At 71.8% G+C, this 23268-nt stretch carries 22 protein-coding genes; 16 read left to right on the forward strand and 6 right to left on the reverse strand.

Going from position 1 to position 23268, the window contains the following annotated elements; translation table 11 throughout:
* Window positions 1-114 precede the first annotated feature (114 nt).
* The 8 genes from ACIPJI_RS06055 (at window position 115) to ACIPJI_RS06090 (ending at window position 7217) form a co-directional block, all read left to right on the forward strand.
* The gene (locus ACIPJI_RS06055; RefSeq protein ID WP_402244770.1) at window positions 115-759 is read left to right on the forward strand and encodes an HAD family hydrolase; all 645 of its coding nucleotides are present in this window, start codon (window positions 115-117) and stop codon (window positions 757-759) included.
* 116 nt (window positions 760-875) lie between these two features.
* Entirely contained in the window at window positions 876-2117 is a 1242-nt protein-coding gene (locus ACIPJI_RS06060) for an MFS transporter (RefSeq protein ID WP_402244772.1), read from the forward strand.
* Entirely contained in the window at window positions 2068-3246 is a 1179-nt protein-coding gene (locus tag ACIPJI_RS06065; RefSeq protein ID WP_307707670.1) for an acetoin utilization protein AcuC, read from the forward strand. Before ACIPJI_RS06060 ends, ACIPJI_RS06065 begins: the two co-directional genes overlap by 50 nt.
* Before the next feature lie 97 nt (window positions 3247-3343).
* Complete coding sequence (locus ACIPJI_RS06070) at window positions 3344-4147, forward strand: phosphatase (RefSeq protein ID WP_356624416.1); 804 nt, start codon at window positions 3344-3346, stop codon at window positions 4145-4147.
* Window positions 4148-4275: 128 nt separating this feature from the next.
* Entirely contained in the window at window positions 4276-4488 is a 213-nt protein-coding gene (locus ACIPJI_RS06075) for a helix-turn-helix domain-containing protein (RefSeq protein WP_014046653.1), read from the forward strand.
* A 122-nt stretch (window positions 4489-4610) separates the two neighbouring features.
* Window positions 4611-4709, forward strand: coding sequence for a 30S ribosomal protein bS22 (locus ACIPJI_RS06080; RefSeq protein WP_003948845.1), 99 nt, complete (start codon window positions 4611-4613; stop codon window positions 4707-4709).
* Window positions 4710-4907: 198 nt separating this feature from the next.
* Entirely contained in the window at window positions 4908-6014 is a 1107-nt protein-coding gene (locus ACIPJI_RS06085) for an NAD-dependent epimerase/dehydratase family protein (RefSeq protein ID WP_356624414.1), read from the forward strand.
* A gap of 15 nt (window positions 6015-6029) precedes the next feature.
* Window positions 6030-7217, forward strand: a complete 1188-nt coding sequence (locus tag ACIPJI_RS06090) for a lysophospholipid acyltransferase family protein (RefSeq protein WP_402244775.1) — start codon at window positions 6030-6032, stop codon at window positions 7215-7217.
* Window positions 7218-7312: 95 nt separating this feature from the next.
* Here the strand turns inward: ACIPJI_RS06090 and ACIPJI_RS06095 are convergent, their stop codons facing one another.
* From ACIPJI_RS06095 to ACIPJI_RS06105, 3 genes are all read right to left on the reverse strand, one after another.
* Window positions 7313-8509: a DUF5667 domain-containing protein gene (locus tag ACIPJI_RS06095; protein WP_356624410.1), complete on the reverse strand. Its 1197-nt coding sequence runs from the start codon at window positions 8507-8509 to the stop codon at window positions 7313-7315.
* 270 nt (window positions 8510-8779) lie between these two features.
* Entirely contained in the window at window positions 8780-9625 is an 846-nt protein-coding gene (locus ACIPJI_RS06100; RefSeq protein WP_402244777.1) for an ECF subfamily RNA polymerase sigma factor, BldN family, read from the reverse strand.
* A gap of 376 nt (window positions 9626-10001) precedes the next feature.
* Complete coding sequence (locus ACIPJI_RS06105) at window positions 10002-10943, reverse strand: HAD family phosphatase (protein ID WP_307707676.1); 942 nt, start codon at window positions 10941-10943, stop codon at window positions 10002-10004.
* A gap of 104 nt (window positions 10944-11047) precedes the next feature.
* Between ACIPJI_RS06105 and ACIPJI_RS06110 the strand changes: the two genes are divergently transcribed.
* The 7 genes from ACIPJI_RS06110 to hemB all read left to right on the forward strand — a co-directional run bounded on the left by ACIPJI_RS06110 (window position 11048) and on the right by hemB (window position 18770).
* Window positions 11048-11323, forward strand: coding sequence for a glutaredoxin family protein (locus ACIPJI_RS06110; RefSeq protein ID WP_307707677.1), 276 nt, complete (start codon window positions 11048-11050; stop codon window positions 11321-11323).
* 322 nt (window positions 11324-11645) lie between these two features.
* Window positions 11646-12371: a redox-sensing transcriptional repressor Rex gene (locus ACIPJI_RS06115; protein WP_037774055.1), complete on the forward strand. Its 726-nt coding sequence runs from the start codon at window positions 11646-11648 to the stop codon at window positions 12369-12371.
* Entirely contained in the window at window positions 12368-14092 is a 1725-nt protein-coding gene (locus ACIPJI_RS06120) for a glutamyl-tRNA reductase (protein WP_402244779.1), read from the forward strand. Before ACIPJI_RS06115 ends, ACIPJI_RS06120 begins: the two co-directional genes overlap by 4 nt.
* Window positions 14089-15048 carry a hydroxymethylbilane synthase gene (hemC, locus tag ACIPJI_RS06125; protein ID WP_356624405.1) on the forward strand — a complete coding sequence of 320 codons (960 nt, stop codon included), beginning with the start codon at window positions 14089-14091 and terminating at the stop codon, window positions 15046-15048. Before ACIPJI_RS06120 ends, hemC begins: the two co-directional genes overlap by 4 nt.
* The gene (locus ACIPJI_RS06130) at window positions 15045-16712 is read left to right on the forward strand and encodes a bifunctional uroporphyrinogen-III C-methyltransferase/uroporphyrinogen-III synthase (protein ID WP_307707680.1); all 1668 of its coding nucleotides are present in this window, start codon (window positions 15045-15047) and stop codon (window positions 16710-16712) included. The genes hemC and ACIPJI_RS06130 overlap by 4 nt, the downstream gene beginning before the upstream one ends.
* A 133-nt stretch (window positions 16713-16845) precedes the next feature.
* On the forward strand, window positions 16846-17700 hold the full coding sequence (locus ACIPJI_RS06135) for a class I SAM-dependent methyltransferase (protein WP_402244782.1): 855 nt from the start codon (window positions 16846-16848) through the stop codon (window positions 17698-17700).
* A 68-nt stretch (window positions 17701-17768) separates the two neighbouring features.
* Window positions 17769-18770, forward strand: a complete 1002-nt coding sequence (gene hemB / locus ACIPJI_RS06140) for a porphobilinogen synthase (RefSeq protein WP_307707682.1) — start codon at window positions 17769-17771, stop codon at window positions 18768-18770.
* On the opposite strand, the gene ACIPJI_RS06145 is transcribed toward hemB, so the two are convergent.
* Together ACIPJI_RS06145 and ACIPJI_RS06150 are read right to left on the reverse strand one after the other, a co-directional pair.
* Window positions 18754-18990 carry a DUF397 domain-containing protein gene (locus ACIPJI_RS06145; RefSeq protein WP_402244784.1) on the reverse strand — a complete coding sequence of 79 codons (237 nt, stop codon included), beginning with the start codon at window positions 18988-18990 and terminating at the stop codon, window positions 18754-18756. The genes hemB and ACIPJI_RS06145 overlap by 17 nt on opposite strands.
* A complete protein-coding gene (locus ACIPJI_RS06150) occupies window positions 18987-19811 on the reverse strand; it encodes a Scr1 family TA system antitoxin-like transcriptional regulator (RefSeq protein ID WP_402244787.1) in 825 nt (274 codons plus the stop codon). The genes ACIPJI_RS06145 and ACIPJI_RS06150 overlap by 4 nt, the downstream gene beginning before the upstream one ends.
* A gap of 126 nt (window positions 19812-19937) precedes the next feature.
* Here ACIPJI_RS06150 and ACIPJI_RS06155 point away from each other — a divergent pair, with 126 nt between their 5' ends.
* Window positions 19938-20324, forward strand: a complete 387-nt coding sequence (locus ACIPJI_RS06155) for an ATP-binding protein (protein ID WP_402244788.1) — start codon at window positions 19938-19940, stop codon at window positions 20322-20324.
* A gap of 10 nt (window positions 20325-20334) precedes the next feature.
* On the opposite strand, the gene ACIPJI_RS06160 is transcribed toward ACIPJI_RS06155, so the two are convergent.
* Window positions 20335-23109: an alpha/beta hydrolase family protein gene (locus ACIPJI_RS06160; RefSeq protein WP_402244790.1), complete on the reverse strand. Its 2775-nt coding sequence runs from the start codon at window positions 23107-23109 to the stop codon at window positions 20335-20337.
* Window positions 23110-23268: the final 159 nt, after the last annotated feature.

Below are 23268 nucleotides of genomic sequence, written 5' to 3' on the forward strand. Positions count from 1 at the left end.
CTGCAGGGGGGACCCTGTGGGAGAGTAGGACGCCGCCGAACAATCATTGTGGGAAAGCCCCGCACCTCTGGTGCGGGGCTTTCCTGCGTTCAGGGGTCGATTAAGGTCGGCCGCATGCGCTACGACCTCGTCATCTTCGACAACGACGGAGTGCTCGTCGACAGCGAGCCCCTGTCCAACACCATCCTGGCTGCTTATCTCACCGAGCTCGGGCACCCCACCACGTACGAGGAGTCCCTGCGGGACTACATGGGCGCCGCGATGCATCGGGTGCACGACCTCGTCCGGGAGCGGACCGGGCAGGACCTGCCGGCGGACTTCGACGAGACGTTCCACGGTCGCGTCTTCGCCGCGTTCGAGCGGGAGTTGGCGGCCGTCGACGGAGTGACAGAAGTGCTGGAGAAGCTCCGTGCCGATGCCGTCCCCTACTGCGTCGCCTCGTCCGGCAGCCATGAGCGCATCCGGGTCGGGCACCGGACGACCGGGCTGGACCGGTGGTTCAGGGAAGGGACCGTCTTCAGCGCCCAGGACGTCGGCAGGGGCAAGCCGGCACCCGATCTGTTCCTCCATGCCGCCGAGCGGATGGGGGTGGCGCCCGAGCGGTGCGTGGTCGTCGAGGACAGCCGTCTCGGCGTGCAGGCGGCGCTTGCGGCCGGGATGGACGTGTACGGCTTCACCGCCATGACCCCCGCGGCCGAACTGGCCGGCACCGACGGGCACTTCGCCACGATGGCGGAGCTGCCCGCGCTGCTCGCGTGACGCTGTTCGGGCGACGCCGGCTGTTCGGGAGCCGTCGCTTGCGTGACGCGGGGTCGTACGACTCCTCGTGTGAGGCGTCTACCGCCCGGTAGGGCCCGGGCATACGCTGTGCGGCCATGACGGAACCGCGGTTGCGCCACGGGCGGGCCTCCCTCGCGTTCAGCTTCTTCTCGCAGGGTGTCGCGTTCGCTCTGCTCGTGACCCGAATACCCGCCATCCAGGAGCGGTACGGGATATCCGACGCCCTGCTGCCGCTGTTCCTCGCGGCGGTGCCCGTCCTTGCCGGGGTGGGCAGCGTGCTGACCGAGCGGATCGTGCGGCGGGCGCCCGTGAGTGCGGTGCTGCGCTGGGCCCAGCCGGTGGTGCTGCTGGCACTGCTCGGTGTGGCCGCGGGCGACGCCATGTGGCAAGTGGCCGTCGCGCTCGGGGCGTTCGGGCTGTCGGTGGGCGCGCTCGACGCGTCGATGAACATGCTGGGCGTCGGGCTCCAGGCGGCGTACGGGCGCAGCATCATGCTCGGCTTCCATGCCGCGTACAGCCTCGGCGGGATCGTCGGTGCCTCGCTCGCCTGGGCGGGTGCGCACTGGGACCTGGCGCTCGTCGTCTCCTACTTCCCGGTCGTCGTGGTGCTGGTGCCTGCGGCGCTGGTGGGCAGCCGGTGGTACTTCGGAGGTGAGCGCCCGTCGCGCGACCGGGCGACCGGCGACGGCAGCAAGGACAGCGCGGCCGGGGACGGCGGCCGGGTGGCGTTCAGGATGCTGCTGCCGCTCGCGCTGGTGATGACCTTCGCGTACATCGGCGACTCGACCGTCTCCAACTGGAGCGCCAAGTATCTGCAGGACGTCCTCGGCAGCTCGGAGGAGTTGGCGACCGTGCCGTACAACGCCTACATGGTGACGACCCTGGTGGGCCGGGCCGTCGGGGACCTCGGGGTGCGGCGCTTCGGGGCGGTGGCCGTCGTCCGGTGCGGGGCGGTGCTGGCGGCGGCCGGATTCGCCATGGTCGCGGCCGCGCCAGGGGCGTGGACCGGCATGGCCGGCTTCACGGTGCTGGGGCTCGGCCTGTGCGTGATCGTGCCGCAGACCTTCGCGGCGGCGGGACGGCTGTTCGAGGGCCGGAGCGATGTGGCCGTGGCGCGGCTGAACGTCTTCAACTACGTCGGGTTCCTCATCGGGTCGCCCTTGGTGGGGGCGCTGGGGGACGCCTGGAGCTACCGCGGGGCGATGCTCGTACCGATGGCGCTCGTGTTGTTGACGCTGGTGTACGCCGGATCGTTCGGCGACGGGAGCGCCCGATACGGTGTCGGTCATGAGCGGCCGCGGATTGCTGATGTGGGACGAGGCGGTAACCGGGTATGACTTCGGTTCCGGCCATCCGATGGATCCGGTGCGGCTCGCACTGACCATGGGGCTGGTGCGGGCCTACGGGCTGGACCGTGCGATGCGGGTGGTCGCCGCCAAGCCGGCCGGGGCGTCGACGCTGCGGCTCGTGCACCGGGAGGACTACGTGGACGCGGTACGGACGGCGTCGGCCGACCCGAAGACCGCGGACCAGTCGTACGGGCTCGGCACGGTCGACGACCCGGCGTTCGAGGGGATGCACGAGGCGTCGGCGCTGATCGCCGGGCAGTCCGTCGGCGCGGCGGAGGCCGTGTGGCGCGGAGAGGCCGCCCACGCGGTCAACTTCGCCGGCGGGCTGCACCACGCGATGCCGGGGAGCGCCTCCGGGTTCTGCATCTACAACGACGCGTCGCTGGCCATCGCGCGGCTGCTGGAGCTCGGCGCGGAACGGGTGGCCTACGTCGACGTGGACGTCCACCACGGTGACGGTGTGCAGGCGGCGTTCTGGGACGACCCGCGGGTCCTGACGGTGTCGCTGCACGAGCATCCGCAGACGCTGTTCCCGCAGACCGGCCGGCCGGAGGAGACGGGCGCGGCCGGTGCGGCGGAGGGCTCCGCGGTCAACGTGGCGCTGCCGGCGGGCACGGGGGACCAGGGCTGGCTGCGGGCGTTCCACGCGGTGGTGCCCGAGCTGGTGGCCGACTTCCGGCCGCAGGTCCTGGTGACACAGCACGGGGCGGACACGCACTTCGAGGACCCGCTGGCGCACCTGGCGGTGTCGCTCGACGCGCAGCGTGCCGTCCAGGAGGCGTGCCACACGCTGGCGCACGAGCATGTGGAGGGCGGCCGGTGGGTCGCGCTCGGCGGCGGCGGTTACGCGGTCGTCGACGTGGTTCCCCGGTCGTGGACGCACCTGGTGGGGATCGCGGCGCACCAGCCGGTCGAGCCCGAGTCGGTGATTCCTTCGTCGTGGCGGGACGAGGTGTACGCGCGGACGCGGCAGTTGGCTCCGGCGCGGATGACGGACGGCCGGTGGCCGGTGGCCTGGCGTGGCTGGGAAGAGGGCTACGACCCCGCTGACCGGCTGGACCAGGCAGTGCTGGCGACACGCCGGGCGGTGTTCCCGCTGCGGGGGCTGCTCGCCTGACGCCGGTCGCCCCGGCGCATAGCGTCCGTTAGGCCGACTGTGCGGGTTGTTCGTCGTTCTCGCGTGGTGGGTGCCTCTCTGCGTCAGCATCGGGAGGGTGTTGAGCACCGAGGCGCTGCGGGCGCATCTGCTGGCGTCCCGGCTGGCCGGTGATGTCGCCACCTCCCGCGAGACGAGTCTGCGGAGCTATCGCGCGTTCGTCGCCCGCGATCCGCGGGTCACCATCGGACTGGACCCGCGGTGGGCCTGGAGTGTGCGGGACGTCATCGCCCTCATGGCGGACAGGTGCGGCGTCTCTGCCGATCCCGAGCATGTGACCGGGGCGGACGTCATCGACCCGGAGCGGACCCTCGGCAGGCTCGCCGCGTTCGCGGAGCGGCTGGGCGCGGTGGCCGCGCAGGGCGGGGCGGTGCTGTTCGGCACCGGACATCCGCACCGGCTGCTCGGGTTCTACGCCGATCTGGCAGACGCGCTGTCGGCGGCGGGGTGTTCCGTACTCACACCCGCGCAGGGGCGATGTGTCGACATAACGACCCGGTTCGGCGTACGCACGTACCGGCTCGAATACGTACGGGGAGTGGCGCGGCTCCGGGAGGCGGGCGCCGGAGGCGCGGGGGCCCACAGTCATTCCCCGCTGCCGGTCAGGGTCGCGCTGGGGGCGGCCGCGGACGCCGGCGGGCGGCTGCCCGACCTCGTCGTCGGTGATCACGGCTGGGTCTGCGGAGCAGGTCAACTGGGTGTCGAGGCCATCGGACTGGCGGACACGGACGATCCGGCGCTGTTCGTCGGTGAGGCGGAGGGGCAGGTATCGGTCGCCGTTCCGCTTGATGACGCCGTACGGTCCGATTTCTACCGGCCGTTGACGCGCTATGTGCTCAATCGGGCGTGTCTGTCACAGTAGGGGGCCGACCGCTGCTCCTCTTCCCCACTCGCATCACCCGCCCCTAGTCTGGGCAGTGAGCGCACAGCGACGAAGAGTCACCGGAGGGGAAGCCGGTGCGCGTCGGGTGCGGAAGGTACAGGTGGGTCATGGCTGCTGGCAGCGAGAGGCCTCTCAACGAGGTCAAGTTTCTTACCGTGGCGGAAGTCGCCTCGGTGATGCGGGTGTCGAAGATGACCGTGTACCGCTTGGTGCACAGTGGTCATCTGCCGGCGATCCGGGTGGGGAGGTCCTTCCGGGTACCGGAGCAAGCGGTTCACGAGTATCTCCGCGAATCCTTCGTGGGGGTGGAATCCGCGTAACGGAGGAGGGGCGGCCGCCCTCGGATTACGTCCCTCACTCGGCGGCAGGTAGGCTAGGCCGACGTAGGTCGTGTGGGCCCAGACGCCCCGCACCGAGTGAAGAGAAGTGAGCGAGGGTAGTCGTGGGCTCTGTTATCAAGAAGCGGCGTAAGCGGATGGCCAAGAAGAAGCACCGCAAGCTGCTCAAGCGCACCCGCGTTCAGCGTCGCAACAAGAAGTAAGCGGCAGCTGAGCGTGTCCTTCGGCCCCTCCACCAGTCCGGTGGAGGGGCCGAGGTGCTGTCCGGGCCCGGGACGGGCACCGTACGGAGCACGGGTGGAGCACTGGTGGACACGACGTGGCAAAAGTCCGTCGTGCGGTCATCACAGCGCAACGGTGACGCGCTACGGTGACGCCAGGAGCTAGGGAAGGCGCTGATCTTGGGCAAGGTCGTGCTCGTCACCGGAGTGGCCCGGCAGCTCGGCGGCCGTCTCGTACGGCGGATCCAGCGGGATCCCGAGGTGGACCGGGTGATCGGGGTCGACGCCGAGGGGCCCGGACACCATCTGGGCGGGGCCGAGTTCGTGCGTGCCGACATCCGTCGGCCCGCCATCGCGAGGGTCCTCGCCGAACACGCCGTGGACACGGTGGTCCATATGGACGTCACCGGGACGCCACTGGGCGCCGGCGGCCGTACGGCCGTCAAGGAGACCAACGTCATCGGCACCATGCAGCTGCTCGGCGCCTGCCAGAAGTCACCGACCGTCAAGCGGCTGGTGATCAAATCGAGTACGAGCGTGTACGGCTCCGCCCCCCGCGACCCGGCGGTCTTCACGGAGACCACCCCGCCCAAGTCGCTGCCGAGCGGTGGATTCGCCAAGGACGCCGTCGAGGTCGAGGGATACGTACGAGGCTTCGCCCGTCGCCGGCCCGACGTGGCGGTGTGCGTGCTCCGCTTCGCCAACATCCTCGGGCCGTGCGCGGACTCGCCGCTCGCCGAGTTCTTCTCGCTGCCGGTGATGCCGACCGTCTTCGGCTACGACCCCCGGCTTCAGTTCGTCCACGAGGACGACGTGATCGACGTGCTGCGGATCGCCCTGCACGAGCCGCGCCGCGGCACGCTCAACAGCGGCACCTTCAACATCGCGGGGGACGGTGTGCTGACGCTGTCGCAGTGCTCGCGGCGGCTGGGGCGGCCGACGATGCCGCTGCTGCTCCCCGCGGTCACCTGGGTGGGCTCGGCGCTGCGGACGGTCGGTTTCACCGACTTCTCGCCCGAGCAGATCCGGCTGCTCACGCACGGACGGGTGGTGAGCACCGTTCAGATGCGCGAGACACTGGGCTTCCTGCCGAAATACACGACCGCGGAGACGTTCGCGGACTTCGCGCGCAGTCGTGGCCCGGGGCTGCTGCCGCCCAAGGCGCTCGCCGAGGCGGTGGACCGGGTCGCGTCGGCCCTGTCGATCGACGCCCTCGACGGGACGCCCGTCGCGGACGCCGGGCGAGCGGTCACCCAGACGACGCACAGCAGCGGACAGCCCGGATAAGGAGCGCAGCCGACGATGGCGGACGCCAAGGTCATTCCGTTCGACGACGACCGGTCGCGCGGCGGCGGCGCGCAGCGCCCGGCCCGCCGACGCCCCGCGTCCGGCGGCCGGCGCAAGGCGGATGCGGCGGCGGTGCGGGACGCCGCGCTGAGCCCGCTGCCGGGCCCGCAGACCGGTGACGGCGGTACGGGCCCGGACGCCGGTCCGGCAGCCCCCGCCGAGCCGGTCCGCGGCGCGCTCTCCGCGGCTTCCGGCGCTTCCGGTGACGCTGGTGGTGCCGGTGGCGCCGGTGGCTCCCCGCAGGACGGGAAGGCCGCCGGAGCCCCCCTGACGGCCGCCGGGGAGACGCCGGGGACGGCGGACAGCGACTGGGACCGGAGGATCGCCGGCGGGCTGGCGTTCCTGCGGCGACGCATCACGGGCGACTACGAGGTCGACGAGTTCGGCTACGACGCCGAGCTCACCGACCAGGTCCTGATGTCGATGCTGCGGCCGATGTACCAGAAGTACTTCCGCGTCGAGGTCAAGGGCATCGAGAACATCCCGTCGGAGGGCGGGGCGCTGGTGGTGGCGAACCATTCGGGCACCGTGCCGCTGGACGGGCTGATGCTTCAGGTCGCCGTGCACGACAACCATCCCGCGGACCGCCATCTGCGGCTGCTGGCCGCGGATCTGGTGTTCATGCTGCCGGTGGTCAACGAGCTGGCCCGGAAGGCCGGTCACACCCTGGCGTGCGCGGAGGACGCGGAGAGGCTGCTCCAGCGCGGCGAGGTCGTCGGTGTGATGCCGGAGGGCTTCAAGGGCATCGGCAAGCCGTTCAGCGAGCGTTACAAGCTTCAGCGTTTCGGCCGGGGAGGCTTCGTCTCCACGGCGCTGCGGGCGGGCGTGCCGATCGTGCCGTGTTCGATCGTCGGGGCGGAGGAGATCTATCCGATGATCGGCAACGCGAAGACGCTGGCGCGGCTGCTGGGCTTCCCGTACTTCCCGCTCACGCCGACGTTCCCGTGGCTCGGACCGCTGGGGGCGGTGCCGCTGCCGACGAAGTGGACGATCCAGTTCGGGGAGCCGATCGCGACGGACGGGTACCCGCCGGAGGCGGCGGAGGACCCGATGCTGATGTTCAACCTGACGGACCAGGTGCGGGAGCAGATCCAGCACACGCTCTACAAGCTGCTGGTGCAGCGCCGCTCGGTCTTCTTCTAGCCGTGCCCGGCGCTGCCGGAGCGCCATGGACACCGTGAGGGGTGGGTCCCGACCGGGACCCACCCCTCAGCTGCGCGCGGTGCTCCCGCCGGTCGTCAGCCGTCGTCCTCGGCCTCGAAACCGAGGCCCGGGAGGATGCCCGGCAGCAGCGGCGGGATGGTGATCTCCGGCTGCGGCGGCTGAGAGCCCTTGCCGGACGGGGAGGGGCTCGCCGCCTCTTCCGGCGGATCGAGGAGACCACCGGTGTTGCCGCCGAGCAGGCCGTCGTTCGGTGAACCCGAGGTGGAGCCGGACGCGCTGGGCCGGGTGTCCCCGCCGCCGTGCCCGCCGTCGGCGCCGGGCGAGCTCGGCGCCGTACGGTCCGGGTCGGCGGTGCGCCCCGAGTCCTGTGAAGCGCCCGGGCCCTGGGAGTCGCGGTGCTTCTCCGGGGTGCGGGGCAGCATCGACTCGAGCGGGCCGACCTGTTCGTCTATGGCGTCGAAGGCGGAGTCGACGTCGTCGCCGACGTCGGTCAGCTGGGCGGGCAGCCGCTCACGCAGTCCCTCCCACGTGCCGCGGTGCGAGCGGGAGAAGGAATTGAGCGCGGCCATCGGGGCGAGCGACCCGTCGCGCTCGTATGCGGCGCTGAGCAGGCGGTGGCCTTCGGTGACGTCGTGCCGCATGCCGTTGAGCGTGCGGCGGACCTCGCTCAGGGACTCGTGGTCCAGTGCGCCGCCCCGGTCGCGCTCCATCAGTCGGCGGGCCTCGCTCAGGCGGGTCGACGCCTGGTCGAGGTAGAGCTCACCGCGGTCGGAGTCACCGTCCGCGAGGCCGAGCTTGAAGTCCTCCATGCCGCGCTTCAGCCCGTACAGCGAGTCACCGGGGAGGGCGTCGGAACTCGCAGCGGCCACTCCGCCGAGCGCTCCGGCCGCCACACCGACGGTCAGCCCGCCCGCGGCGAGCCCCTTCGACCAGCGGGAACGCGGTCGCAATTTCCGGAGCGGGGACGCCCGGTGCGCGCCGCGGCCGGAGGTCCGCTGCTCGGGCACCGTAGGGCCCGCGGACGCACCCCCTCTGCCTTCCTGCAGCAGCGATTCCATCGCCGCCACGAGCTGCGCCCGCTGCACCACCTTGACCTCGGGGTCAAGCTGCGGCTTCGGCAGTTCGCCGAGACCGTGGGCCAGGGTCAACAGCCGTTCGTGCTCGGGCGGTTCGACGGACTCGACCGATTCGTCGGGCTGTTCGGCCGCCTGGTCTTCCAAGGCCTGGGCGAAGGCGTTCGCCCGCCGGTGCGCCGAAACGTTCGCGATCACTGGCGGCACCTCCTCTCGTCATGACGATCGACTCCCCTGAGGGTCTGGAGGGTTGCACACCTTGAGCACATCCACACGAACGAGTGAGTGGCTGCGGGCATGGCACGTCCAGAGGGAGCCTGCATTCCGCACAACGAGCGTCGCGGCACTTGGGTTACGCGCGAAAGATGATCGGACCAGTGCGTCATCGAGGCGTCACCGATTGTCAGTTGGGGACGGGGGCCGTGGGGGAGTGTGGGGACGGTGGAGCTCTGTCGCAGGGAGAACGGCTCAGCGTGCGTCGTCGGGCAGCAGCCGGGCGAGGGTGCGGACCGCCCGGTACTGAAGGGTCTTGATCGCGCCCTCGTTCTTGCCCATCGCCCTGGCCGTCTCCGCGACGGACAGGCCTTGCAGGAAGCGGAGGGTGACGCACTCCTGCTGCTGGGGGTTGAGCTTGCGGACGGCTTCGAGCAGCGCGGCGTTGGAGAGGGACTCCAGGACCGAGTCCTCCGGGCTGCGCTCGACCTCGTTGGCGTCGAGCATCTCGCCGGTGGTCACTTCCAGGCGGAAGCGGCTCGATTTGAAGTGGTCGGCGACCAGATTGCGGGCGATCGTGACGAGCCAGGCGCCGAAGTCCCGGCCCTGCCAGGTGAAGGTGGAGATACGGCGCAGGGCGCGCAGGAAGGTCTCACTGGTGAGGTCCTCCGCCGTGGCCTTCCCGCCGACGCGGTAGTAGATGTAGCGGTAGACGGTGTCGCTGTACTGGTCGTAGAGCCGGCCGAAGGCCTCGGCCTCGCCCGCCTGAGCGCGCTCGACCAGTTCCATCATGCGGGCGCTGTCGCTGTCGGCGGTGGGCCGGCGGGTGGCGGCATGGGCGCCTGAGCTGCCCCGGCCCGCCCTTCTGCCCGCAGCACGTCCGTCGGCCGACCGCCGCCCCTCGTCGACGGCGCTGCGCGCGGGACCCTTCTGCAGGCCGTCGGTCAGGGCGTAGCACGGTGCGGCCGGGCCGCCGGCGAGGCCGGGGGTGGCGAATGCGGGGACGGTGTACGCGGCGGGGACAAGGCCGCGCAAGTGGTCGAGGACCGCTGCGCGCAGCGTAGCCAGGCCCGAGGCGTCAACCCCGACGTGTGGGTACACGGGACTCCCAGAGGCAGAGCTTCCATCACGAGCAGTGCGGGACCGTTCACCCGTCGTGATGACTGGTGGGGTGGTCCGTCATGCGTCTGAGGAGAATAACGCTTCGTACAGGCAGCGCTACACCCAGTTGCTCAAATCGTCGTTTCCGTCGCTTCTGTTACGTCTATGCGTCGCAACTGGTCGCACATTGTGAGCACTTGTTGATCGAATTGCGTCGTGATCTGTCTTGTCGGGCGGTGAGTTGTGGCCGGGCCGTGACAAGAGGACTGGCCGGGGGATCGCAGGGGTGACACCCGTGAATCGGCCGCCGACACGCGCAGGGAGCACGTGTTCGGAAGCGTGCGACGGCCGCCGGCCGTCGGTGAAGGGCCGCGCGTCAGCGACGGCGGCGGTGGAGCGCGACCGCGGCGGCGGTGCCGCCCGCCAGGGCGCCCACCCCGGCCGCCGCGGGGATGCCGACCTTGGCCGCCTTGCGGCCGGTGCGGTAGTCGCGCAGCCGCCACTCCCGCTGCCGGGCGTGCTTGCGCAGCTTGGTGTCCGGGTTGATCGCGTACGGGTGGCCGACGAGGGACAGCATCGGGATGTCGTTGTGGCTGTCGCTGTACGCCGCGCAGCGGGAGAGGTCCAGGCCCTCGGCCGCGGCCAGCGCGCGCACCGCCTCGGCCTTCGCCGGGCCGTGCAGCGGTTCGCCGACGAGCTTGCCCGTGTAGACGCCGTCGACGGATTCGGCGACGGTGCCGAGCGCGCCGGTCAGGCCGAGGCGGCGGGCGATGATCGTCGCGGTCTCCACGGGCGCCGCCGTGACCAGCCATACCTTCTGGCCGGCGTCGAGGTGGGCCTGGGCGAGCGCGCGGGTGCCCGGCCAGATGCGGTCGGCCATGTACTCGTCGTAGATCTCCTCGCCGATGCTCATCAGCTCGGAGACGCGGTGGCCCTTGACGATGGAGAGGGCGCTGTCGCGGGCGTCCTGCATGTGCTCGGGGTCCTCGACGCCCGCGAGCCGGAACCACGCCTGCTGCCAGGCGAACCTCGCCAGTTCGCGGCGCTGGAAAAACTTGCGCTTGTAGAGCCCCCGGCCGAAGTGGAAGATCGCGGCGCCCTGCATGACCGTGTTGTCGAGGTCGAAGAAGGCGGCGGCGCGCTCGTCGCCCGCGACGGGGAACACCGGTTCCACGGCAGGGGCGGTGACGTCCTGTGCCTCGAGTGCCTCGATCGTCTGCGAGGACTTCCTTGCTGCCTCGGCTGCGGCTTCGCCCGCGAGCACGCTGCGTGCCGTGGCGGAGCGCCTGCGCGGGGTGAGCCATCCCAGTGCGGCCATGGCGTGAGCATAGCCAGTCTGTTCGGCACTTCCCGACGCGCCAGGATGCGTCGGCGTGAACACTCCGCAACCGCGCTGTTAAGAGGACCGGCGAGAATGGGCTCATGAGTCCACTGCTGCGGCGTACGAAGAAGAACTCCGGGGAACACACGGTGACCCTCATCGGGAAGCCCGGGTGTCATCTCTGCGACGATGCGCGCGCGGTGGTCGAGCAGGTGTGCGCCGAGGCGGGCGTGGCCTGGGAGGAGAAGGACATCAACCAGGACGAGGAGCTGCACCGCGCCTATTGGGAGCAGATCCCCGTGGTGCTCGTCGACGGCGAGCAGCACACCTTCTGGAAGGTGGACGCCGCCCGGCTGCGGCGCGCGCTGGGTGGATAGTCCCGCGTCCACGGAAGTCCACGGCGCGCCGTCGCGGCCCTATCGGCAGGCGCTGAGCGCAGGGCACAGTAGGCGGAATCAGGCGGTCTCGGGGGCGTATTCGAGAGGAGAGTGTCCGATTTTGCGCCCTTCGGTAGCCCAACGGTCACGATCGGTTCGCGGTTCCTCGATCCGGCCGCCGAATCGCGTGACCCCGGTCACTTTGGACGGACAAAGCGGACACCATCTTTGTGCACGCGTTCACAAAGACATAGCCTGCTGTCGACGGGGCGGTCTTGGGACACACGGCCGCCTGCAGCCTCGCTCATCCCCCAGGAGCACCGTGGCAACTGGCCGAAATCACCGACCGGCGACCCGTAGCCGAGGAATCCCCGAGGCCACCGTCGCCCGGCTTCCGCTGTACCTGCGCGCACTGACCGCGCTGTCGGAGCGTTCCGTACCCACGGTCTCGTCCGAGGAGCTCGCGGCGGCCGCGGGTGTCAACTCCGCGAAGCTGCGCAAGGACTTCTCCTACCTCGGCTCGTACGGGACCCGGGGCGTCGGCTACGACGTGGAGTATCTCGTCTACCAGATCTCCCGTGAACTGGGCCTGACCCAGGACTGGCCGGTTGTGATCGTAGGAATCGGTAATCTCGGCGCCGCGCTCGCCAACTACGGCGGCTTCGCGTCCCGTGGTTTCCGGGTCGCCGCGCTGATCGACGCCGACCCGGCCATGGCCGGAAAGCCCGTCGCCGGCATCCCGGTGCAGCACACGGACGAGCTCGAGAAGATCATCAGCGACAACGGGGTCTCGATCGGCGTCATCTCCACGCCCGCCGGTGCCGCGCAGCAGGTGTGCGAGCGCCTGATCGCCGCCGGCGTCACCTCCATCCTGAACTTCGCGCCCACCGTGCTGTCCGTGCCGGACGGCGTGGACGTGCGCAAGGTCGACCTCTCGATCGAGCTCCAGATCCTGGCCTTCCACGAGCAGCGCAAGGCCGGCGAAGAGGCCGAGGCCGCGAACCGCAAGGGCCCCGACGGTGACATGTCCGCGGTGATGCCGGCATGAGTCTCCTGGTCGTAGGGCTGAGCCACCGCAGCGCACCCGTGAGTGTGCTGGAGCGGGCATCCCTGCCCACCGACGCGCGGATCAAGCTTCTGCAGGACACCCTGGCCGCGGAACCCGCCACCGAGGCGACGGTGCTCGCCACGTGCAACCGCATCGAGCTGTACGCGGACGTGGACAAGTTCCACGCCGGTGTCGCCGAGCTGTCCACACTGCTCGCCCAGCACAGCGGCGTGGGCCTCGAGGAGCTCACTCCCTATCTCTATGTGCACTACGAGGACCGGGCCGTCCACCACCTCTTCTCGGTGGCCTGCGGCCTGGACTCGATGGTCGTCGGCGAGGGGCAGATCCTCGGCCAGATCAAGGACGCGCTGGCGCTCGGGCAGGAACTGCACACCGCCGGGCGACTGATCAACGACCTGTTCCAGCAGGCACTGCGGGTCGGCAAGCGCGCCCACAGCGAGACCGGGATCGACCGGGCCGGGCAGTCGCTCGTCACCTTCGGTCTCGAGCAGCTCGCCGCGGGCGAGCCGGTCGAGACCTGGGCGCGGGACCGGAAGGCGCTGGTCATCGGCGCCGGCTCGATGTCCTCGCTGGCCGCCACGACGCTGGCGCGCCTCGGTGTGCGGGAACTCGTCGTCGCCAACCGGACCATGGAGCGCGCGGAGCGGCTGGCCGCGGTGCTGTCAGAGGGCGGTGTGAGCGCGCGCGCCGTGCGCATGTCGGACGTGCCCGCCGAGCTCGCCCTGGCCGACGTGGCCGTGTCGTGCACCGGCGCGACGGGCCTGGTGCTGACGGCCGAGTCGGTCGCGGCGGCGCTCGCGCAGCACATGGTGCCCGGCGCGGCGGTCCCCGAGGACCTGCGCGCCCCCGAAGGAAGCCTCGTCGCCCGCCTCGCCGCCGTCGCGGCGCGTGACGGCCGGGTGGCCGAGCTGCCCGGACGCCACGACGACCTCGCGGGCCTTCCCGGGGTGCCGCCCGCCGCCGCCGATGCCGACGCGCCGGTCTCCGCCGTGGAGCAGGTCGCGGACAGCGCCGTGGCCTTGGGCGCCGCGGATGTTGCCCGGGGCACCGAGCCCGCCGTCGCGGACGCCGCCGAGTGCCCCGTCGGGCTCGACGACTCCCTCGCCCAGCACGGCGCCTGGGTCGACAACGCTTCACGTGCCCCGCGAGAGGCGGACCGCACGGTCACCGCGCACGGCACCGGGCCGGTACGGCTCGGGCTGCTGGACCTGGCGATGCCGAGGGACATCGACGCCGCCGTCCACCGCCTCGCGGGCGTACGCCTCGTCGACATCGAGTCCCTCGCGGAGGCCTCGGCCGACGCGCCCATGGCCGCCGACGTGGACCAGGTCCGCTCGATCGTCTCCGACGAGGTCGCCGCCTTCGGCGCCGCCCAGCGTGCCGCGCACATCACGCCGACCGTGGTCGCCCTGCGCACCATGGCCGCCGATGTGGTGGCGGGCGAGATGGCGCGCCTCGAGGGGCGGCTGACCGGACTCGACGAGAAGCAGCGGGCCGAGATCACCCAGACCGTGCGCCGCGTGGTGGACAAGCTCCTGCACGCGCCCACCGTGCGGGTCAAGCAGCTGGCCGGAGAACCCGGCGGCGCCGGGTACGCGGACGCGCTGCGGACACTCTTCGACCTCGACCCGGAGACGGTCGCCTCCGTCAGCCGGGCCGACCTGAATGACGCAGATGTCAAGAACCGAGGGCGAGTATGACCGAGAGGGCACTGAGGCTCGGAACCCGGCGCAGCAAGCTGGCCATGGCCCAGTCCGGGCAAGTGGCCGAGGCGGTGCGCCGGCTGACCGGCCGCGCCGTCGAGCTCGTCGAGATCACCACGTACGGGGACGTGTCCCGGGAGCATCTCGCGCAGATCGGCGGTACCGGCGTGTTCGTCGCCGCGCTGCGTGAGGCGCTGGCGCGCGGGGAGGTCGACTTCGCCGTTCACTCGCTGAAGGACCTGCCCACGACCCATCCCGACGAGCTGGTGCTCGCGGCCGTGCCGAAGCGTGAGGACCCGCGCGACGTGCTGATCGCACGCGACGGCCTCAGCTTCGAAAGGCTGCCGAACGGCGCCCGGATCGGGACCGGTTCGCCGCGCCGGATGGCGCAGCTGAACGCGTACGCCCGCACGCACGGCCTGACGATCGAGACCGTGCCGATCCGGGGCAACGTCGACACCCGCATCGGATTTGTACGGAACGGGGAGCTCGACGCCGTCGTGCTCGCCGCGGCCGGACTCAACCGCATCGGCAGGACCGACGAGGTGACCGACTTCCTGTCGGTGGACTTCGTCCTGCCCGCTCCCGGCCAGGGGGCACTGGCGATCGAGTGTTCCGCGTCCGACGCGGACCTCATCACCGCGCTGGCCGAGCTCGACGACCCGCACACGCGGGCCGCCGTGACCGCCGAGCGATCCCTGCTCGCCGCCCTGGAGGCCGGCTGCTCCGCACCTGTGGGTGCGCTGGCCGACCTGTTGGGCGACGGCCAGGAACTCACCGAAATGCGCCTGCGCGGCGTCGTCGGCACGACCGACGGCTCTTCGCTGGTGCAGCTGTCCACCACCGGTCCCGTACCCACGTCGCACGACGACGCGGCGGCGCTCGGACGCGAACTCGCGGACGAGATGCTGGCCAAGGGTGCGGCTGGTCTTATGGGGGAGCGAGCACTTTGAGCCCCACCACCTCCAACCGTCCGCCCCTTCCGGCACACGGACACGGGCACGTCACCTTCCTGGGTGCCGGTCCCGGCGATCCCGGTCTGCTGACTCTGCGCGCCGTCGAGGCGCTTGCCGGCGCCGACGTGCTGGTCGCCGAGCCGCAGGTGCTCGACGTCGTTCGCGGTCATGCGCGGGCGAACGTGAGCACGCCTGAACTGACGGTTGTTGACGACGTATCAACAACCGCCGGAATCCCCGTACTCAGGGATGCGGCCAATCTTGTCATGGAGGCCGCACGGGGCGGCAAGCGGGTCGTCCGTGCGGTGACCGGTGACCCCGGCCTGGACGCCGACGCAGGTCAGGAGATGCTCGCCTGCGCCGCGGCGGGGATCCCCTTCGAGGTCGTGCCCGGTGTGGCGACCGCGGTGGGCGTGCCGGCGTACGCGGGTGTCCCGCTCCGTGACGAGCAGGGCACCGACGTCAGGTTCGTCGACGCGCGGACCGCTTCCGACCGCTGCTGGAGCGAGGTCGGCGCCAGCGACGGCACCGCCGTCGTCTCCGCCACGCTGGAGACGGTCGCCGCGGCGGCCGGCGAGCTGGTCGCGGCGGGCCGCAAGCCGGACACCCCGCTCACCGTCACCGTGGCCGGCACGACCACGCGGCAGCGGACCTGGACGGCGACGCTCGGCACGATCGCGCAGACCCTGAAGCAGGCGAAGGTGCTGCCGTCCCCCGACGGCCACCAGCCGGTCATAGCCGTGGTCGGTGAGCGCAGCGCCGCGGCCCAGCGTGAGCAGCTCGCGTGGTTCGAGTCCAAGCCGCTGTTCGGCTGGAAGGTGCTCGTTCCGCGTACGAAGGAGCAGGCGGCCTCGCTCTCCGACCAGCTTCGTTCCTACGGCGCCGTGCCGCACGAGGTGCCGACGATCGCCGTCGAGCCGCCGCGCACGCCGCAGCAGATGGAGCGCGCGGTCAAGGGCCTCGTGACCGGCCGTTACGAGTGGATCGCGTTCACCTCCGTCAACGCCGTGAAGGCGGTGCGGGAGAAGTTCGAGGAGTACGGGCTCGACGCCCGCGCCTTCGCCGGGATCAAGGTCGCGGCGGTCGGCGAGCAGACGGCGGCGGCGCTGGTGGACTTCGGCGTCAAGCCGGACCTCGTGCCGAGCGGTGAGCAGTCCGCGGCCGGTCTGCTGGAGGACTGGCCGCCCTACGACCCGGTCTTCGACCCGATCGACCGTGTCTTCCTGCCGCGCGCCGACATCGCGACCGAGACGCTGGTCGCGGGCCTCATCGAGCTCGGGTGGGAGGTCGACGACGTCACCGCCTACCGGACGGTCCGGGCGTCGCCGCCGCCGGCGGACACCCGTGAGGCGATCAAGGGCGGCGGTTTCGACGCCGTGCTCTTCACCTCGTCCTCGACGGTGCGGAACCTGGTCGGCATCGCCGGCAAGCCGCACAACGTGACCGTGATCGCCTGCATCGGTCCCGCCACCGCGAAGACCGCGGAGGAGCACGGGCTGCGGGTGGACGTCCTGTCCCCCGAGCCGTCCGTGCACCGGTTGGCCGAGGCGCTGGCCGAGTTCGGCGCGGCCCGCCGCGCCGCTGCGGTCGAGGCGGGCGAGCACGTGACGCGCCCGTCGGAGCGCCGTCCGGGCGGCCGGAGGCGTCGCACGACGACCTGAGCGACGTGATCGGAGGCGGGGCGGGCGGGGACATCCTCACCCGCCCCGCCTCCGTACGTTCGACAGGCGGGGCCCGGCAGGGGTACACCGGAAACACAAGGATCCTTCCGGGCAGGCAAGTGGGTGACCCCCTGTGAGCGCCAGCACTCTCCACGTCGATCCGTCCAACGCCGAACAGGCCCGAGCCTGGGACGGCGACGAGGGCGCCTACTGGGCGGCACACGCGGACGACTTCGACCGCGCCGTCCACGCCTACCAGCGCCCGTTCCTCGACGCCGCGAAGCTCCAGCGGGGCGAGCGGGTGCTCGACATCGGCTGCGGCAACGGCCTCACCTCCCGCGCCGCCGCCCGGCTCACCGTCGGCGGGCCCGTGCTCGGCATCGACCTGTCCGCGGCGATGCTGCGCGCCGCCAGGCAGGAGACGGAGCGCGAAGGGCTCGACAGCGTCCGCTACGAGCAGGGCGACGCCCAGACGTGCCCGTTCCCCGCAGGCGCCTTCGACGTGGCCGTCAGCCGCAACGGGTGCATGTTCTTCGCCGAGCCGGTGACCGCGTTCCGCAACATCGCCCGCGCCCTGCGGCCCGGCGGGCGGCTGGCACTGCTGGTCTGGCAGGAGCCCGAGCGCAACGAATGGTTCAGCTCCTTCCTGGGCGCCGTCGCGGTCGGCCGGGAGCTTCCCCTGCCGCCTCCCGGCGCGCCGGGCCCCTTCTCCATGGCCGACCCGGACGTCGTGGGCGACGTGCTGGTGGCGGCCGGATTCGACTCGCCGCACTTCGACGGGCGCGCGCTGCCCATGAACCTCGGACGCGACGCCGAGCACGCCCGGCGTTTCGTCTCCGGCATGCTCGAGTGGGCGCTCGAAGGGCTCGACGCGCAGGACAGGGAACGGGCCCTGCGGTCGCTCGGCGCGGACATCGAAGGCCATCTGACCCCGGAAGGCGTCCGCTACGAGTCGGCCGCCTGGATCGTCACCGCGACGAAGCCGTAGGGGCCCCGGCCCGTCGCACCGACGCCCTGTCGGCATTCGCACCCTTCCCGCAGGCGTAGCGTGGCCGTATGACTGCGTACGGATCCTTCCCCGGTGCCCGCCCCCGGCGGCTCCGGACCACCCCCGCGATGCGGCGCATGGTCGCGGAGACGCGCCTGCACCCGTCCGACCTGATCCTCCCCGCGTTCGTACGGGAGGGCATCGGCGAGCCCGTGCCCATCTCGGCCATGCCCGGCGTCGTCCAGCACACCCGCGACACGCTCCGCAAGGCCGCCGTGGAGGCCCGTGAGGCAGGCGTGGCGGGGATCATGCTCTTCGGCGTGCCCGAGGACGCGAAGAAGGACGCGCTCGGCACCGCCGGCACCGACCCGGACGGCATCCTCCAGGTCGCGATCCGGGACGTGAAGGCCGAGGTCGGCGACGAGCTCGTGATCATGTCCGACCTGTGCCTGGACGAGTACACCGACCACGGCCACTGCGGGGTCCTCGCGGCGGACGGCCGCGTCGACAACGACGCCACCCTCGAGCGTTACGCCGAGATGGCGCAGGTCCAGGCGGACGCCGGCGTCCACGTCGTCGGCCCGAGCGGAATGATGGACGGCCAGATCGGCGTGGTCCGCGACGCGCTCGACACGATCGGCAAGGAGGACGTGTCGATCCTCGCCTACACCGTGAAGTACTCCTCCGCCTTCTACGGCCCCTTCCGCGAGGCCGTCGGCTCGTCGCTCAAGGGCGACCGCAAGACCTACCAGCAGGACCCGGCCAACGTCCGCGAGTCGATGCGCGAGCTGGCGCTCGACCTCGAGGAGGGCGCCGACATGGTCATGGTCAAGCCCGCGGGCCCTTACCTGGACGTCCTGGCGAAGGTCGCGGAGTCGGTGGACGTGCCGGTCGCGGCGTACCAGATCAGCGGCGAGTACGCGATGGTCGAGGCCGCGGCGGAGAAGGGCTGGATCGACCGGGACAAGGCGATCGCCGAGGCCCTGCTCGGCATCAAGCGCGCGGGCGCGAGCATGATCCTCACCTACTGGGCGACCGAGGTCGCCCAGGGGCTCAGCGCAGGTCGCTGACGAACGAGGCCCAGGCGGCCGGGGCGAGCGTGAGGCTCGGGCCGCCGGGGTTCTTCGAGTCGCGGACGTGGATCGCGGCGGGGTGAGTGGCGACCTCGACGCAGGCCCCGCCCTCGTCGCCGCTGTGCGTGGACTTGCGCCAGGTGTAGGCCACTTCGAGGCACTGCCCGCCCTCGCTGCCGCTGTAGCTGGACTTGAACCACTTCAGTGCGGTGCTCATCTCTCTCCCAGCAGCCGGTCCAACAGGCCCGCGCTGTCCTCGGGGTTGAGGGCCTGTGCTCGCAGCATCGCATACTTCTGCACCAAGATGCTGACCTCGTCCGGGTCGGTGAGCATCTGGCTGCCGCGCTGGCCCTCGGCGTATCCGAGGAGCTGGTGGTCCTGTGTCTCCAGCAACGTGAACGGGCCGTCGAGCCCGGCATGGCTCGGGCGGCCGAACGGCATCACCTGGATCGAGACGCCCGGCAGTTCGGCGCAGGCCCGCAGGTGGCGCACCTGCTCCTCGTACACCTCGTCGCCGCCGATCCGGTCCCTCAGGATGGCTTCCCACATCACGAAGCTGATCGTCGGCGGCCGGGTGCGTGCCAGGATCTTCTGGCGAGCGACGCGGGCGGTGACCTGGGCCTCGATCTCGTCCGCGCTGAACGCGGGCACCCGGCTGCGGAAGACCCCCCGCGCGTAGCGCTCGGTCTGGAGCAGGCCCGGCACGACCTGGTTGTCGTACCAGGACAGCGCGATCGCCTCCCGCTCCAGGTCCATGTACTCCTCCGCCCACGCCGGGATCAGGTCCACCTCCGGCATGTGTTCTACCGCGACCGACAGCGCGCCCTTCGTGTCGAGGCGGTCGTCGAATCTCTGCGCGAGGTCCGGCTTCAGCGGGCGGCGGCCCTGTTCCATGGAGGCGACGGTCTCCTCGGCGAGGTTGAACTCCGTCGCGAGTTCGCGTTGCGTGAGGCCCGCGGCCTCACGGAAGCGGGCGAGCTGGCGGCCGACCAGCCGCATCGCCGACGCGTTCTTCCGGTGGCGTCTCCTGGGGTGCATACCTCACCAACTCCCCGGACCCGCCCGTACGTTACGCCTGGACGACCCGTACAGATGAAACGTACGGGTCGGCGGAGTGCTGCCGTCGCAGCCCGCAGCGCGAATCTCGTCCCTGTGGACAGGACGATGCAACACAAGGAACTGCGCGAGGTGTTCTGCCGTCGCGAACGCCGATCGGTCGGCGTGGCAAGGGAGTTCGCACGTGCGGCGCTCGACGCGTGGGGATGGGGCGCGCGGGCGGACGACATCACGCTCTGCGTGAGCGAGCTCGCGACGAACGCGCTGGTGCACGGTGTGCCGCCTGGCCGCGGGTATCTGCTGCGGTTGCGGCTGTCGGAGGACGGGACGCTGCGCGTCGAGGTGCACGACAGCGGGGGCGGCAGGCCCGGCGTGCGGATCCCGGACGGTGAGTCGGGGCGCGGCCTGCTGCTGGTGGCCGCGCTGGCCGACACCTGGGGTGTCGGCCGGCGCGACCCCGGCAAGGTGGTGTGGTGCGCGTTCACCCGGCCGTGAGGCCCGGTGCCTACGGGGCGTCGACCACCGTGCCGGTGAGGGCGGGTCCGTGCGGCGCGCCCTCGTCGTCGGTGGGCTGGAGGCTCACGTACTCGGCCGGCTCGGTCACTCCGTCGGCCACCGTGGGCACGGTCACTTCCGCGCCGGTGCTCCCGGGCGGAACCGAGGCCCACAGGTAGGGCCACTCCAGCCGGGACAGCGGGACCTCACCGTCGGGGACCTCCCCGAACATGTCGAGCAGCCACTGCCGGTCGACGTCCTTGGTGGACAGCTCGGGACGACCGGTGACGGGCATGAACCGGAGTGTGCTCGTCAGCTCCACGTCGGCGGGGGCCGAGAGGGACATCCGCCACGTCAGGGGTTTGCCCTCGGTCACCTTGTCGGCGACCGGCTTCAGGGAGATCTCCGGCATCGGGTCGTCGTTCTCGGCCGTGACGCCTCCAGCGGCCGAGCCGACGACGGTCCCGCGGACCGCCTTCACCAGTACCTCGTGGGAGGTGTCCCACGAGTAGCGGGTGTTGCCCTTCACCGTCACCGGCACGTCGATGCCGCCGGCGCCCGGCCGGACCGTCACCAGCCGGTCCTTCGCCCGGCCCGTGGCGGGGTCGATGACGTACACGCGCACCGTGCCGCTGCCCTTGCCGGACACGCGGACGGGCACCTGGTACGTGCGGACGCCCGAGTCGCCTTCCTTGACCTTGAGCCGGCCGAGGTCGATCCGGGTCAGCGGGGCCTCACGGACGGCGGGCGTGCCGGGGCTCCACGCCCAGGCGTCCATCAGCCACGCCTTGCCGGAGCGGGTGCGCGGGGTCAGCTCCAGGGCGGCGACCCGGCGCAGATCGAGCCCGGCGCGTGCGGCGGCGGTGAGGGGTACGCGCACCTCGCGCGCCCAGTAGGAGGCCGTGCGGTCGCTGCCCGGCAGCCCGTCCACCCGGACGTGGCCCAGCTTCGCCCGCTTGCCGGAGGCGTCGGTGACGGACACGTCCAGCTGCGTGCCGGTGGTGTTGGGCGGCACGAAGACGCGCAGCGCGAGACTGTCTGCGCCCTTGAGGGAGAGCGGCTTCGCCGGCTTGACGGTCACCGCCGAGCCAGGTGCGGACCAGTCCAGCGCCACCGCGCGGCGGCCGGTCTCGCGCTCGGGCTGCCAGTGCGCGAAGTGCGGCGAGGAGCCTGTCTCGGCATCCAGGCAGGGGGTCTCGGGGTCGACGGCGTTGCACAGCCGGCCGCCGGTCACGGTCACAGGCCCGTCCGGGAGGAACCCGGCGCCGCGGTTCGCCCCCACGGCGTGGGTCAGTACACGGGCGGGGTCGGCGGAGGGGGCCCGGCGGCCCGTGCCGTCGAGCAGTTCGCGCACCCGGTCGTCACCGGCGACGAACAGCCGTGCGGCGGCGGCGATGTAGGTGGCGCCGGCCCGGTGCTGCTGGTCGGCGGTCAGCCGGGTCGCGGTCCCCGGCGAGCAGACCGGGTCCGGCTGCTCGGGGTCCGGCCAGAAGTCGTCGTCGGCGGGGGCCTGGGCCTGGCCCGGGGTCCACTCGCTGTTGAAGTAGTTGTGGTTCGCGCCGACCATGTAGACCGCGCTGTGCAGGGCCTTGCCCCGGCTGACGCCGCGCGTCCCGTCCGCGTACACCTGGCCCTGGAGGTCGGAGACGTCACCGTCGCAGCCCGGCAGGATCGTCAGCGACGGGACGTCCGGAACCGGGTTGTGGCCGAAGATCGTCGGGCCGATGAGCACGGTCCCGCGGATGTGCCAGCGCACCTTGCCGCGGTAGCCGTCCTGGGCGGGGGCGGGCGGATACAGGCTGTCCATGGCCGCGCGGTTGACGCCCTCGCCGCCGCGCGAGTGGCCGACGAGCAGGACACGGGACAGGTCGGCCTTCGGGGCCTCGCGTACCGGTTTCGGCGCGGTGGCGGGCTTCGCGGCCCAGTCCGCCCAGCGGGCCAGATGCGACCGCACCAGGGACGAGCGCGCCTGCGCGCCGCCGTCCTCGGCGTCCCCGTCCTGGCCGTTGACGCCGTTCGCGGAGACGGACACGGTCACATAGCCCTGGGAGGCCAGCAGTTCCTGGTCGCGCAGATAGCCACGGTGGCTGGGGATCGGCTTCGCGCCCTTGGCGCAGGGCCAGTCGATCGTCACCTCGTCGTCCTTGCCCGGGACGTAGCAGGTGGCGTGCCGGCCGTGCAGGAACAGCGCGAGCGGGCGCTTGCCGGATGCGCCCTTCGGGGCGACCACTACGGCGCGCATCTCGACCGGGGCCGCGAAACCGGGCAGGCGGACCGGGTCGAGCGTGTACTCGCCGGTGGTGGTCCGGTAGGTGCCCGGCCGGCCAGGGTCGACGGCCCCCGCAGGGAACTCGGCGGGCGGCTTCGCGGTCGGTGCGGTCCCGCGGGCGCCGGAGTCGCCGCCGGGCTCCTCGTCCAGACGGCGGCCGCCCGCGAGCACGCTCAGGTTCTTCAGGTCCGCCGGGTCGGTCGTCCGCGCGTCGTCGAGGGGCAGACGGAAGGTCCGTCCGTCCTTGCCGGCCTCGGGCACGCCGACGATCCTGTCGTCCGCGTGGAACTCGACGCGCGCGTCACCCGGGGGCACGCGACGCGGCGAGCGCCACTCCAGTGCGCTCTGTCCGTCGTCGTGGGTGATCCGCCAGCCGGGCGGCAGACCGTCGTTGCCGTTCGCCGCCGTGGCGGGGCGAACTTCGGGCGGCTGGACGGCATGCGCCGCTGCCGGCGCCGCCCCTACCGCCATGAGCACCGCTGTCGCGGTGGCCCATATCCTCCGGGCACGTGTCAACGTTCCCCTCCTCAACCCCGTGGGTCGGGCGCCCGGTTGTCCCGAGTGCCTCTCGACCCGGGAGGACGGGGAGAAGATCGTGGGGGCTGCCTGCGCGGAACGTTTCGGCCGGATCTGTGCGGTCGAAGGCCCGTGACATGGTGCGGCCGCGGCCGGGGG

Source organism: Streptomyces sp. NPDC086835 (genome assembly GCF_044745705.1).
Taxonomy (GTDB): domain Bacteria; phylum Actinomycetota; class Actinomycetes; order Streptomycetales; family Streptomycetaceae; genus Streptomyces.